Origin of the sequence: Halopseudomonas pelagia CL-AP6 (assembly GCF_000410875.1) — a bacterium.
Taxonomy (GTDB): Bacteria; Pseudomonadota; Gammaproteobacteria; order Pseudomonadales; family Pseudomonadaceae; genus Halopseudomonas; species Halopseudomonas pelagia.
The window spans coordinates 143,834-156,765 of record NZ_AROI01000002.1; the positions used below are offsets into that span (position 1 = coordinate 143,834).

Below are 12,932 nucleotides of genomic sequence, written 5' to 3' on the forward strand. Positions count from 1 at the left end.
CACCCGACTCACATTACTATTACCAGAGAACCATAATGAAACGCCGCCAACTCCTTACCGCCGCCGGTCTCGGCCTGGGTGCTGTTGCCCTTAGCGCTTGCTCCGACCAAACCGCCACGACCGCCGAGCACCCGGCCCAACCAGAACAGCGTTTGCGCTGGAAAATGGTCACCTCCTGGCCGCAGAACTTCCCGGGTCTGGGCACCACCGCGCAGCGGTTCGCCGAAACCGTGAATACGCTATCCAACGGCCGGCTGAGTGTGCAGGTATTTGCTGCCGGGGAGTTGGTGCCGGCGTTGGAAGTGTTCGATGCGGTGTCCAGCGGCACCGCCGAGCTGGGCCACAGCGCTGCTTATTACTGGAAGGGCAAAAGCCCAGCTGCGCCGTTCTTCACTGCTGTGCCCTTCGGCATGAACGCCCAGGAAATGAACGCTTGGCTGTATGAAGGTGGTGGGCTGGAGTTGTGGCAGCAGGCTTATGCCAACATGGGTGTATTGCCTTTACCTTGTGGCAACACGGGCGTGCAGATGGCCGGCTGGTTCAACAAGGAGATCAACAGCCTGGATGATCTGCGCGGTCTGAAAATTCGTATGCCCGGTTTTGGCGGAGAAGTGTTGGCGCGGGCTGGCGCTACCACGGTCAATCTGCCCGGCAGTGAGATTTTCAGTTCCTTGCAGAATGGTGTGATCGATGCAACAGATTGGGTCAGCCCATACAACGACCTGGCCTTCGGTCTGCACCAGGCCGCCAAATATTATTACTATCCCGGCTGGCAAGAACCCTGTGCCGTACTGGAGCTAAGCATCAATCAGCAGGCCTTTGAACAGTTGCCCAAGGACTTGCAAGGCATCGTCCGCGAAGCTGCGCGCTCGACCAATCAGTACATGCTGGACGAATATACTCGGCGCAATGCCGAGGCGTTGGATACGCTGGTCAACGAGCACAAGGTCCAGTTGCGACGCTTGCCAGACGAGGTGCTTGATCGTCTACGAGAGTTGTCCAAGGAGGTGCTTGAGGATACGGCCAACGCCGACGCGCTGAATCGGCAGGTCTGGGATTCGATGGAAGCGTTTCGGGAAAAGGTCTGGGCCTATCACGCGCTCAGTGAGAAGAGCATGTACGATTTGCGTGGTTGATGGCAGGCAAAATTAGCATGTTCCCGCACTGCGGGCTTACAGATCATGTGGAGTATTTCTTGAAGACGTTTTTCGCTGTTATCGGCTTTGCCATAGTGCTGACCGGTTGTGCTGCTTTTGAGCGGCTGCAGCCCCAGGAGCGCGAATCCACCGCGATGCGCGTGATGCTGGCCGCCGGGCAGGTAGAAGGTCTGCATGATCTGCGGGTGCCGGCGGCGGCGGTTGACGATAGAGCTGCGCTGGTGGTGGCGGCTGAAGCGGCCTTGGTGCAGGAGCTTGCACCGCTGAACGTGGGCCGAGCGGAGCCAGTAAGCTATCCGGTGCAAGCAGCTTTTATGAGCGTCAGCGGTCGCACTGACCCCACGCTGTACAGTCGAGCCGGCATCGGCTTGATCGCCTGGTTGCCGGCCAGCCATGCCGAGCATGAGCTCGCCGCGCAGCTTGCCTGGTCGGAGATTGTCGAGCAAGCTGCCACCCGGGCCTTGCCGCAGGGCTATGAGACCGAGCCTTTCGAGTGGATCGACAAGTCCGCAGAGGGCATAGAGAGTACCCATCGGGTGCTACGCGTGCAGGGGCCGTTATGTCTGGACTGGTCGTGTATTCTGGACGGAGCCTTTACCAGCCGGGAAGATCCAACGCTTAGTCTAGGTGGCCAAATGCAGCGCGTGCAGACGCCTGAGGTAGCTGGTCATGGCGAAGCGGAGTCCTTCACGCCGCTTATTAAGGCTCATCATCTGACGCTACGTCGGCTGACGGCGCAGTATCTGGAGGTCGGCGATGGGCAGGGGCAGTGGTACCGCATGGATACACAGCCGCTGGCCGAGTTTGACCTTAACGCCTTCTATCAACGATTGAGTGCCGAACTGCCGGAGTGGGCTTATATTTTTGTCGGATCGGAAAATCCGCTTTACCCACCCGTGGTGCCGGTCGTACTGCATCAGGGCGAGGAACTGTTTTTTGCCGTCCCTTGAGCGGGCCGGCGCTAGGAACATTGGTTGGGTTAGCCCATTTGCTTGAGAGTGCAACAACTGCATAAATAGCCGGTCTAAACCCGGACGTTAACCGAGGTGAGACCTTGACCCAACTTGTTCCTATCGCTGAAACCAGGCCCGCTGCCGCCTGGACCCCACGGGTTTGGGTTGCGCTCGTGCTGGGTGTGGTGCTGCAACCTTTTGTATTCCTCTATATCAATCGGCCGCGGCTTTTTGTCGTCTATCTGCTGGTGGCGATTGGCGCGCTGGCGGCGGATTTCTACTGGGCGGTCGGCTATTTCAATCTGCTGTTGAGCGTGTTCTGTCCGCTGCATGCCTGGTGGCTGATCCGCCGCTATGACCGGCAGCAGGCGCGGGGCTGGTATGCGCGCTGGTGGATATCTCTAGCGCTGTACCTGTGCGTGGTCATGGGCATCTTTGCGCTGCGCAGCTTTCTTTACGAGCCTTTTACCGTCCCATCGGCGTCGATGAATCCGACCCTGAAAGCGGGCGACCGCATTGTGGTGCGCAAGCTTGGCTTTGGCCATTACGGTAGTCTGGGGATCAATCTGCTGACACCGGGTGTGAGCGACCCGCGACAGATGCGCCGCGGCGAAATGTATGTGTTCCTGCATCCAGAATTGAACGTGCCCTATGTGAAACGGCTGCTCGGTTTGCCCGGGGACCGGCTGGAATTTACCGAACAGGCGGTGTTGGTCAACGGGCAAGCGCTGGCGGTGCAACTGGAGTCGACGGATGAACAGCAGCAATTACTTACCGAAACGTTAGGCGCGCTAACCTATCGCATCCGCCACCTGCGCCAGCCGGTGTCACCGGTGACCGGCACTTTTAGCGTGCCTGACAATCACTACTTCTTTGTCGGCGATAACCGTGACGACTCATCCGACAGTCGCCATTGGGGCTCGGTCAGTAGTGCCAGTATTATCGGCGAGGTGGTGTTGGTGATCGACTGAGCCGAAGCACTCCCCGGTAGAGCTTCGAGGCTGGTACTGCGCAAAAGTGGACCTCGTTATTCGCATGCGGTTGATAATCATTGCTATATGAGTATAATTCCCGGCACGGGTTGCTGAGCTCAAGGCTGCGTTCCAGAGCTCGTTGGTTTGCCTATCCTGCCGATGGAGTTCCCTGTGCCAAGTCGAAATTCACGTGTTATTGCTGCGTGTCCTATTGTTGTCTCCCTCTTTTGTCTATCACCCCATTCCGTGGCGGACCAGCCCGAACAGCAGGCTGAAAAGCAGCAGTCGGATGTTACACACACTGCATCGGCTTTGAAGCTCGGGGATTTGTTGGTAAAGGGCAAGCGCAAGGATTATGAAGGCGCACGCAGTATCGAGCGGGATCAGATCGAGGGTATGCCGGCCGGCAACGGCGATATCACCAGTCTGCTGCGTACCAATCCGGCGGTGCAGTTTGACAACAGCCAGCTCAGCAGCAAGACCCCGGGGGAAATCTCGCCAGCCAATATCAGTATTAACGGCCAGCCGCACTGGCAGAACCTGTTCACCCTTGACGGCATGGGCATGAACAATGATCTTGACCCTGGTAACACGGCAAACACTACCAACGCGCTGCCCGGGCGCAGCCAGGGTTTGGCGATCGATACTGACCTGCTGGAAAAAATCACTGTCTACGACAGCAACGTGCCGGCCTCCTTCGGTGGCTTCAATGGCGGGGTGGTGGATGCAAAAACCCGCGATCCGAAGCGGGAGTTTTCCGGCAAGCTATCAGTGCAGATGTCCCGCTCAGAGTGGACCGAGTATCACCTGGATGAGAACGATCCGGATCTGGATGAGTTCGAGGCAGCCGTTGGCAGCGGCAACCAACCCGAGTTCGACAAGCTCATTACCCGTGCCACCCTGGAAGGTTACTTGACCGATAACTTCGGTCTGCTCGGTAGCTTTTCACGCAAGACCTCGACCATCCCCACCCGGGTGTTCGGTCTGACGCATGACACCCCGGTGGCTAATCAGCAACCGGATCGGGAAATCGAGATCGACAACTACTTTCTCAAGGGCGTCTGGGATATCAGCCCAGACCTGCGCCTGCGCGCCTCGGTCACTCAAGCTCCGGAGGAGGATCGCGGCTATGGCAGCAACGCGCTGAACTCTTACCGCGTGACGCGGGCTGGCGGTGAAAGCATCAATCTGTCTCTGGATTGGAAAGCGCCGGTGGGCCTGATCAGCCAGAAGCTGGGTTGGAGCGACCTGGAAAACTCCCGTGACTCGGCGGCGAATTACATGCGCGTCTGGCGTCGGTCCGATTCGAATGACTGGAGCAGTACTGTGGTTGCCTCCGAAGGTGGGTTTGGCGACATTGAGCAGGGCCAGAAGAGCATCAGCTACCAGGGTGATATCCACTGGAATGCGCTCCAGACAGGCCCAGTGAGTCATCATTTGCAGACGGGCGTCGCACTCGAAAAGAGTAGCGTGCACTTCAAGCGGCTGCAGCCCTATTACAGTAATTCCTTGCAGAACCTTGCGTCCACCGACTGGTGCGCCCCAGGTGATCCCTGGTGCTCCATCGGGAACACCAGCAACGGCTGGCCGGGACAGTACGTGTCTAGCTACAACCTGCTGGAAGCCGGCGGCGTGGATTTCTCCACTACCCAATGGGCGTTCTATTTGCAGGACGAGATGCAGTACAAGCGCTTGAGCCTGCGCCCCGGTGTACGCATCGACAGCGATAATTACATGGACCAGACCACGGTCTCCCCACGCCTGGCCGCTGTGCTGGATGTGCTGGGGGACGGCGAGACACTGGTTACTGCAGGGGCGAATCGGTATTACGGCCGAAATCTGTATACCTACCGTCTGCGCGAATCCCTGGAGCAAATGGAGGTCAGCTATAGCCGCGAAGATCAGAGCTCACCCTGGGTTGCCGGTGCGCGGTCACCGGCTGGCAGCAATTTCAGCCAGTTGGATATACCCTACAATGACGAACTGTCGCTGGCGCTCAGCCATCTGCGTTGGGACACCCTCTTCACATTGAAATATGTTGAGCGCAAGGCGCGGGACCAGGTCTCCCGTGCCTGGGGTTCGCAGATTGGCCAACCTTCCGAGGACACCGATACGCTCAAGTCCAACTACTACACCTATTATAATGGCGGCCAGAGTGACAGCCAGATATGGTCATTAAGCGTCGCACCGCAGTTCCCGTTCCAAACGCTCAGTAGCTGGACCACCGCCGAGCTGGTCTTTGACTGGAGCGATATCAACAGCTCGGGACTCAATGATTACACCAGTAGTATCGGACTGCTCTGGGTCGATGACCCGCTGATCATGTATGATGGCAGCGTCATGCGCTATTCCGATCGCCCGGCGGAGAATTACAACCGTCCCTGGACCGCGCGCCTGATCACGACCACCGTCATTCCGAAATGGAACCTGACCTGGACCAACTTCCTTCGGCATCGCGCCGGCTACCGGCGTGTTGCCAGCACCGGCAAGCGGATTGAATATCAGGGCGAGCTGTTGCGCGAGTGGATGGAACAGGACTACGGCTCGGCTTTGACCTGGGACGCGCGCATCGGTTGGGAGCAGCCGTTCAGCGGCAACCAGGCATTATTCGTCAACCTGGACGTGAGCAACGTTCTGAACAAGCGCATTACCAGCAGTGCCAGCAACACCAGCTCCGGATATGAGGTGGGGCGGCAATTCATGGCGGAAGTCGGATACCGCTTTTGATGTGCCGGTCACGCCTGCTGCGCTGCGGTGTGGCCGTTATGCTGCTGAACCTGCCGCTAACTGCCAGCGCCGAGCCCTGCGCCGAATTGCGCGACCAGCAATTCGCCCAATGTTTGCGCACGCTTTATGAGCAGGACATCAAGCAATGGCCGCAGCCGATCATCATGGGCGGAGGTCCGTGGCAGGAGCTGGCGCCACTGCCCACCCGGGCCGAGTGGCTGGCCCAGGGGCAATACGATCCGCAGCGGGCGCGTCTCGGGGAACAGCTGTTCATGGACCCGCAGCTGTCTCGTTCCGGGCAGATCGCCTGCGCCTCATGTCATGAGCCGTCAGAGAGCTTCGCCGACGGCCGGCGCTTTTCCTTCGGCCATGATCGACTGATTGGGCGCCGTAACTCCCCGGCGATAACCACCAGCGCTCTACTCGGGCCTTTCTTCTGGGATGGTCGCAGCAAAACGCTGGAAGAACAAAGCATGCACCCGATTGAGGACCCAATAGAAATGGCGTTCTCGGTGTCTGAAGCGCTGGCGCGTTTGAACGCCGACGGCCAGTATCCCGCAGCTTTTGCCGCTGTGTATGGCCCCGGCCCCATCACCCAGGCGCAGCTCGCCCTCGCGCTGGCTGATTTTCAGCGCAGTCTGTTGCCCCAGCGCAGCGGTCTCGACAGTTTTATGCGCGGCAACAAGCAGGCTCTGAACGACCAGCAGATTCATGGCTTGCACCTGTTTCGCACCAAAGGCCATTGCATGACCTGCCACCACGGCGCAGCGCTCAGTGACCGCCAGTTTCACAATTTGGGGATGACCTATTATGGTCGGAACAAATACGAGGATTGGGGCCGCCATGAAGTGACCGGCAACCCCGTGGACATCGGCAAGTTCCGCACGCCCAGCCTGCGGCAGGTGGCACGCACCGGTCCCTGGATGCATAACGGGTTATTCCCGCTACGCGGAGTGCTTAACATGTACAACGCTGGTATGCCCCGCCCGAAACCAGGGCCGGATCAGGACAACGATCCCAATTTCCCGCAGACATCAGAACTGCTGGTGCCGCTGGAGTTGAACCGTCTCGAGATTGCGGCTTTGCTGGCGTTTTTGGATGCGTTATAGCGGCCAATAATTAACGCGCCAACAGCCCCGGCAACCAGGTAACCAGCCCCGGCCACAGCGCGACTATGATCAGCATCAGAATCTGTATGGCAATGAACGGCAAAACCCCGCGGTAGATCGCTGCGGTGGGTACGCTGGGTGGCGTGACGCCGCGCAGGTAGAACAGCGCAAAGCCGAACGGCGGCGTCAGGAATGAGGTTTGCAAATTCAGCGCGATCATTACGCCGAGCCAGATCGGGTCCAGGCCCATCATTAGCAACACCGGGCCGACAATCGGCACCACAACAAAGGTGATCTCGATGAAATCGAGAATAAAGCCGAGCAGGAAGATCACCAGCATGACCAGCAATGTCGCGGTAAACAGACCACCGGGGAGTTGCTTGAACAGGCCGTGGATCATGTCCTCGCCACCAAAACCGCGGAACACCAGCGAGAAAATCGAGGCACCGATCAGGATCATGAAGACCATGGCGCTGATATCGGTGGTCGCTGTTGTCACTTCACGCAAGCGCTTGAGCGTCAATTGCTGTTTGGCAATGGCCAGCAAGGTCGCCCCCACAGCGCCAACGGCGGCGGCCTCGGTGGGCGTGGCGATACCCCAGAGAATCGAGCCCAACACGGCGAGTATCAACAACAGCGGCGGAAACAGTGCCGCAATCAGCTGACCAATGTGTAATTCTCCGCGTTCTTCCTTGCTCATGGCCGGCAGTTTGCTCGGCTGGCGCCAGGCGACCAGCGCCAGATAGACCAGGTACAGCGTAACCAGTAATAGGCCGGGCAGCAGCGAGCCCATAAACAGATCGCCAACGGTGACCGTCTTCGGTGAGAAGATGCCCATACGTAGCTGCGCCTGCTGATAGGCGTTGGACAGCACATCGCCGAGCAGCACCAGCACGATGGACGGCGGAATGATTTGCCCCAGGGTACCGGTAGCGGCGAGCGTGCCGGTTGCTAGCGCCGGATCATAGCCGCGCTTGAGCATGGTCGGCAGCGCCAGCAGCCCCAGCGTCACCACGGTGGCGCCAACGATGCCGGTACTGGCGGCGAGCAGTGCGCCGACCAGACAGACCGAAAAAGCCAAGCCACCGCGCAACCCGCCGAACAGGCGCGACATGGATTCGAGCAGGTCTTCGGCAACCCGGGATTTTTCTAGCATCACGCCCATAAAAACGAACAGCGGTACCGCGAGCAGCGTCTGATTGTTCATGGTACCGAACAGCCGGCTGGGCAGGGCGCCGAAGAAGCTCGGATCGAAAACGCCGAGCAGCACGCCAGCGCCAGCGAACAACAGCGACAGACCGCCGAGGGTAAAGGCCACGGGGTAGCCCAGCATCAATGTCAGGCACAGGCAGATAAACAGCCCGATGGCCATGAATTCCGGCAGGCTCACAGATGCTCTCCTGCTTGTTCAGTCACAGGGATGCTGGGCAGATGAGTGGGCAGCACCCCGGCAATGACGCAGGCGGTTTTGATGATCTGTGACAGCGCTTGCAGTAGCAGACTGCCGACCAGCAGCAGGATGATGCTCTTTTGCCAATACACCCAGGGCAGGCCACCGGCATCGGCTGAGCGTTCATTGCGTGCCCAGGAGACCGCCACATAATCCCAGCAATTCCAGGCCAGGAAGAGGCACATGGGCAGCAGGAAGATCAGGCTGCCGGTCAGGTCGACCAACGCCTGCCGACGGGGCGGCATGCTGCGGAAAAAGATATCTACCCGCACATGGGCGTCGCGCTGTAGGGCCCAGGCGGCGGCGCCCATGAACACCAGAGCGTGACAATACATCACTAACTCCTGGGTGGCGGTAGCACCCTGGTCAAAGCCGTAGCGCATCGCCACTACGAACACCGTCAGCAGCACCATAGCCAGGGTCAGCCAACTCAGCACTCGGCCTATTAGGCTGTTGAGCGTATCGATCAGACGGGCAATGATCAGGCAGCTGGAGGCAAATCGAGCGGGCATGGCAGGGGTGTTCCAAATAGAAGTGCCCCGGCAATCAGAGCCAGGGCAGGGTAACTACACCGGGTAAACGCGGTGCGTCTCAGGACGGAATAATGCGCGTGCGACCACGATCATCAATGGCGACGAACACGAATATCGCTTCGGTCACCTTGCGGCTTTCGTCGTGGGCCAGATCTTCGCTCCAGACCTCGACGAGCATCTTCACCGAGCTGCGACCGATGTCCAGCACATGGGCATGGAAGGCCAGCTGCGCACCGACGGGCACCGGTACCATAAAGCCCATGCGGTCGATGGCGACCGTCGCGACTCGGCCACGAGCTATACGCGCCGCGCTGCTGGAGCCGGCGATGTCCATCTGCGATACCAGCCAGCCGCCGTAAATATCACCAAAACTATTGCCGTCGCGGGGCAGGGCGGTGATCTTCAGCGCCAGCTCGCCCTTGGGCAGCGGATCCTTGTCTGATTCGTGCATGGATTACTCGAATAATGGTCTGTTGTATTTGTTGTCTTCACTCATGCGGTGAATGATTGTTGACATTCGCAAAGCAGCGCTATGGTAAGGGATTGCGGGCTGCGTCTCAATCTTTGTCTGCCGCGCAGTGCCCCGCCGTATAGGCACCGCATCAGGTTGCAGCCACGCGCTAAAGGGTTCAGGGCGCGTTGCGCTGGGTCGGGCTTTTGTTGAACGCGGGAATTCGCTGCTGCGGGTCATCTTCGGCCCGTTGGTGCTGGGTGGCACTGGCCCACCAATCGAGTTGCTCGAATGTGCGTGCCAGGTAACCGTCCCAGCGTGTCGAGTCGGTTTCAGCCGACCAACTGCCGTCTTCATTCAGCACGTTTTGTGCCTCAGGCACATGAATCATCGCCGACACCGGCAGGCAGCCCATTTCCGACAGGAAGCTGCGCATTCCCACTGCAGCACGCACGCCGCCCCATTGGCCGGCCGAGTAGGTAACAATGGCGCTGGGTTTGTAGGAAAACAGCGAGCTGCCGAAATGATTCAGCAGGTGTGCCAATGCCGGACTCATCGAATGATTGTATTCCGGGCTGACCATCACGTAGCCGTCGGCGGCCTGGATTTTCTCGGCCAGGCTGTCCAGGGCTGCGGGCGCCTTGCCTGCGGCATAGGCAAAATGCGGTTTGAATACCGTGCCCAGGTCGTAGTCCAAGGGGTCAATCAGCTCTGCTGAATTGTCTGTCGCCTCTATGTACGCCAGACAGGCACGGGCTACGCGCAGACCCAGGTGTGCGGGCCGCGGCGGCGTGCTGTCCCGGGTTGTGCCGAGAAAGATCAGGAAGTGGTTAGGCATTATCTTCTCCATCAGGGGCATGTTCCGCCAATATACTGGGCGTTTGCTCGGCGTCATTAGCCGGAAACCAGTGTTGCGTGCGGTTGGCAAACGCCACCAGCGACAGCATCACCGGCACCTCCACCAACACGCCCACCACGGTCACCAGTGCCGCTCCAGAATTGAGACCGAACATGCCGATGGCCACGGCAACGGCTAGTTCGAAGAAGTTCGAGGTGCCGATCATTGCGCAGGGCGCGGCGACGTTGAACGGCACCTTCCATACTTTGGCTGCCGCATAGCCAAGTGCGAAGATGCCATAAGACTGGATCAGCAGCGGTATCGCGATCAGACCGATCAGTAGTGGTTGTTCCAGAATGACATTGCCCTGGAAACCAAACAGTAGCACCACCGTGGCCAGCAGCCCGAGCACCGAAAAAGGCTTCACTCTGGACGTGAAGCGCTTTACCGCTTGCTCCGCCGCGGGCTTGGAACTGGCGCCCGCGCTAATCTTCCAGCGGGTCAGCACCCCGGCGATCAACGGGATCAGTACATACAGACCCACCGACAGAATCAGCGTAGCCCAGGGCACTTCGATATCCGTGACGCCCAGCAACAGCGCCACAATGGGGGCGAAGGCGAAAATCATGATGACGTCGTTAAGAGCGACCTGGGCCAAGGTGTAATTGGGGTCGCCCTTGGTCAGTTGCGACCAGACGAAGACCATTGCGGTGCAAGGTGCAGCGCCGAGCAGGATCAGGCCGGCAATGTATTGACTGGCGTTGGCTGGATCGATCAGGTCAATAAAGAAGTAGTGAAAAAACAGCACACCCAAGCCGGCCATGGTGAAGGGCTTGATCAGCCAGTTCACCACCAGGGTAATGATCAGGCCTTTGGGCCGCTCGTGGATACGCTTGAGGCTGCTGAAATCCACCGAAACCATCATCGGGTAGACCATAAACCAGATCAGCACCGCGACGACAAAGTTGACTGAGCCGTATTCCATTGATGCCAGCCATTGGAAGCCGCCGGGCAACAGGTTGCCCAGAGCAATGCCCGCAGCGATGGCCAGTGCCACCCAGACGGACAGGTAGCGCTCGAAAGCCGAGATGGAGGTGCTGTTACTCATGGCTACTACTCCGGTCGGGAATGCTGCAGTCCTGGTTCTGAGTGGCCGCTTGGCCGATGGCGTTACCTAGCCAATCTGCCAGCGTGCACAGGATTGCTGGATTGAGCGAATAACAGATGCGCGGGTGCTCTATTTCACCGGTTATTACCCTGGACTCCTTGAGGATGCGCAGGTGTTCGGACACAGTAGATTGGGCCAGACCAATTTCGTCGACAATGTCTCCGCCGATACAACTGTGGCGATCAGCCAGCAGCTGTACGATGCGAATTCGTGCGGGATGGCCCAGCGCTTTGGCTATATTGGCTAGAACAAAGGCGTCAGTTTCAGGCATAAGCAAGCTTTTATCGTTGATCGTCGTTTAACGATACTACTATTTTCCGATAATGCCAATTGTCTGTGGTTAGTCTTTGAGCGGGATCGGATGGGTTGCCGGCGTTCACACAACTGTCATAAACAACGCATAGAGTTGTCACACAGCTTCCAGATAATCGGTCGCGTGATGCCAATACATCCGTTCTAGGAGAACACTATGAAATTGAAGCAACTGTGTGCCGCTGTCGCCTTCGCTACCGCTGGGTTCAGCATGACTGCCATGGCTGAAATCGATTCCGCCCTGCCTGATTACGAGCGCGTTGGCGGTGTGTCCGGCAACCTGTCGAGCATCGGTTCAGACACGCTGAACAACCTGATGACCCTGTGGGCTGAAGAATTCAACAAGTTCTACCCTAACGTCAATGTCCAGATCCAGGGTGCTGGTTCCTCTACTGCGCCGCCAGCGATCACCGAAGGTACCGCCAACCTGGCCCCGATGAGCCGCGCGATGCGTGATTCGGAGATCAAGACTTTCGAAGAGCGTCATGGTTATGCACCTTACGCGCTTCCTGTAGCAGTCGACATGTTGGCGGTGTACGTCAACAAGGACAACCCAATTGAAGGTCTGTCCATACCTCAGGTTGACGCCATCTTCTCTGCTACTCGCCGTTGCGGTGGAAGTGAAGATATCACTCGCTGGGGTCAGCTGGGCATGAGCGGCGCGTGGGATAACCGCGATTTCGCTATCTACGGTCGTAACGCCGTATCCGGCACCTATGGTTACTTCAAGGACAACGCCCTGTGTGGTGGTGACTTCAAGTCCAGTGTTAATGAGCAGCCTGGTTCTTCTTCCGTAGTACAGGGCGTGACCGAGTCCATCAATGGTATCGGTTACTCCGGTATTGGCTACCGCACTTCGGGCGTCCGTATCGTACCGCTGTCAGCCGAGGAAGGTGGTGAGTTCGTCGAGGCGAGTGCTGAAAACGCAGAAGCTGGTACTTATCCGCTGGCGCGTTACCTCTATGTTTATATCAACAAGAACCCTAGCCAGGATCTGGACCCGCTGACGCGTGAATTCGTCAAGATGCTGTACTCGAAGACGGGTCAGGCGACTGTTGATCGTGACGGTTACGTGCCCCTGCCGAACTCGGTAGGCGAGAAGGTCAAGAGCGAGCTGGGTATCAACTGATACGCTTTTGCTCCGCTGCCAAGGACGGCAGGCAGAAAAAGAGGCCCAATGGGCCTCTTTTTTTATCAAAAATCGCATGTGCTCTGCCATCGTCAGATGACGATCAGCTGGAAATGGCGGTTTCTTGGTGA

At 58.4% G+C, this 12,932-nt stretch carries 12 protein-coding genes; 6 read left to right on the top strand and 6 right to left on the bottom strand.

Annotated features, from left to right (window positions below; all coding sequences use genetic code 11):
- Positions 1 to 35: 35 nt before the first annotated feature.
- From K787_RS0100845 to K787_RS0100865, 5 genes are all read left to right on the top strand, one after another.
- Positions 36 to 1,136 (top strand): TRAP transporter substrate-binding protein, encoded by a 1,101-nt coding sequence (locus K787_RS0100845; protein WP_022960883.1) that lies wholly within the window; start codon positions 36 to 38, stop codon positions 1,134 to 1,136.
- Between the two features lie 59 nt (positions 1,137 to 1,195).
- Positions 1,196 to 2,107: a hypothetical protein gene (locus tag K787_RS0100850; RefSeq protein ID WP_152486764.1), complete on the top strand. Its 912-nt coding sequence runs from the start codon at positions 1,196 to 1,198 to the stop codon at positions 2,105 to 2,107.
- Between the two features lie 104 nt (positions 2,108 to 2,211).
- Positions 2,212 to 3,081 carry a signal peptidase I gene (gene lepB, locus K787_RS24190; protein WP_022960885.1) on the top strand — a complete coding sequence of 290 codons (870 nt, stop codon included), beginning with the start codon at positions 2,212 to 2,214 and terminating at the stop codon, positions 3,079 to 3,081.
- Between the two features lie 315 nt (positions 3,082 to 3,396).
- On the top strand, positions 3,397 to 5,811 hold the full coding sequence (locus K787_RS21810; protein ID WP_161785929.1) for a TonB-dependent receptor plug domain-containing protein: 2,415 nt from the start codon (positions 3,397 to 3,399) through the stop codon (positions 5,809 to 5,811).
- Positions 5,811 to 6,920, top strand: coding sequence for a cytochrome-c peroxidase (locus K787_RS0100865; RefSeq protein ID WP_022960887.1), 1,110 nt, complete (start codon positions 5,811 to 5,813; stop codon positions 6,918 to 6,920). Before K787_RS21810 ends, K787_RS0100865 begins: the two co-directional genes overlap by 1 nt.
- A 10-nt stretch (positions 6,921 to 6,930) precedes the next feature.
- Here the strand turns inward: K787_RS0100865 and K787_RS0100870 are convergent, their stop codons facing one another.
- The 6 genes from K787_RS0100870 to K787_RS21820 all read right to left on the bottom strand — a co-directional run bounded on the left by K787_RS0100870 (position 6,931) and on the right by K787_RS21820 (position 11,631).
- Complete coding sequence (locus K787_RS0100870; RefSeq protein ID WP_028614459.1) at positions 6,931 to 8,304, bottom strand: TRAP transporter large permease; 1,374 nt, start codon at positions 8,302 to 8,304, stop codon at positions 6,931 to 6,933.
- Between the two features lie 2 nt (positions 8,305 to 8,306).
- Complete coding sequence (locus K787_RS21815; protein WP_022960889.1) at positions 8,307 to 8,882, bottom strand: TRAP transporter small permease subunit; 576 nt, start codon at positions 8,880 to 8,882, stop codon at positions 8,307 to 8,309.
- A gap of 79 nt (positions 8,883 to 8,961) precedes the next feature.
- Positions 8,962 to 9,354, bottom strand: coding sequence for an acyl-CoA thioesterase (locus tag K787_RS0100880; protein ID WP_022960890.1), 393 nt, complete (start codon positions 9,352 to 9,354; stop codon positions 8,962 to 8,964).
- A gap of 178 nt (positions 9,355 to 9,532) precedes the next feature.
- Complete coding sequence (locus tag K787_RS0100885) at positions 9,533 to 10,192, bottom strand: NADPH-dependent FMN reductase (RefSeq protein WP_022960891.1); 660 nt, start codon at positions 10,190 to 10,192, stop codon at positions 9,533 to 9,535.
- Complete coding sequence (gene arsB / locus K787_RS0100890; protein ID WP_022960892.1) at positions 10,185 to 11,300, bottom strand: ACR3 family arsenite efflux transporter; 1,116 nt, start codon at positions 11,298 to 11,300, stop codon at positions 10,185 to 10,187. Before arsB ends, K787_RS0100885 begins: the two co-directional genes overlap by 8 nt.
- Complete coding sequence (locus K787_RS21820) at positions 11,293 to 11,631, bottom strand: ArsR/SmtB family transcription factor (protein ID WP_022960893.1); 339 nt, start codon at positions 11,629 to 11,631, stop codon at positions 11,293 to 11,295. Before K787_RS21820 ends, arsB begins: the two co-directional genes overlap by 8 nt.
- 198 nt (positions 11,632 to 11,829) lie before the next feature.
- Between K787_RS21820 and K787_RS0100900 the strand changes: the two genes are divergently transcribed.
- Positions 11,830 to 12,801: a PstS family phosphate ABC transporter substrate-binding protein gene (locus K787_RS0100900; protein WP_022960894.1), complete on the top strand. Its 972-nt coding sequence runs from the start codon at positions 11,830 to 11,832 to the stop codon at positions 12,799 to 12,801.
- Positions 12,802 to 12,932 lie beyond the last annotated feature (131 nt).

What these genes read in the sequence shown, in the direction of transcription:
- K787_RS0100845 (WP_022960883.1), top strand. Translation starts at nt 36, where the DNA reads ATGAAACGCCGCCAACTCCTTACCGCCGCCGGTCTCGGCCTGGGTGCT.
- K787_RS0100865 (WP_022960887.1), top strand. Translation starts at nt 5,811, where the DNA reads ATGTGCCGGTCACGCCTGCTGCGCTGCGGTGTGGCCGTTATGCTGCTG.
- K787_RS21815 (WP_022960889.1), bottom strand. Translation starts at nt 8,882, where the DNA reads ATGCCCGCTCGATTTGCCTCCAGCTGCCTGATCATTGCCCGTCTGATC.
- K787_RS0100880 (WP_022960890.1), bottom strand. Translation starts at nt 9,354, where the DNA reads ATGCACGAATCAGACAAGGATCCGCTGCCCAAGGGCGAGCTGGCGCTG.
- K787_RS0100885 (WP_022960891.1), bottom strand. Translation starts at nt 10,192, where the DNA reads ATGCCTAACCACTTCCTGATCTTTCTCGGCACAACCCGGGACAGCACG.
- arsB (WP_022960892.1), bottom strand. Translation starts at nt 11,300, where the DNA reads ATGAGTAACAGCACCTCCATCTCGGCTTTCGAGCGCTACCTGTCCGTC.
- K787_RS21820 (WP_022960893.1), bottom strand. Translation starts at nt 11,631, where the DNA reads ATGCCTGAAACTGACGCCTTTGTTCTAGCCAATATAGCCAAAGCGCTG.
- K787_RS0100900 (WP_022960894.1), top strand. Translation starts at nt 11,830, where the DNA reads ATGAAATTGAAGCAACTGTGTGCCGCTGTCGCCTTCGCTACCGCTGGG.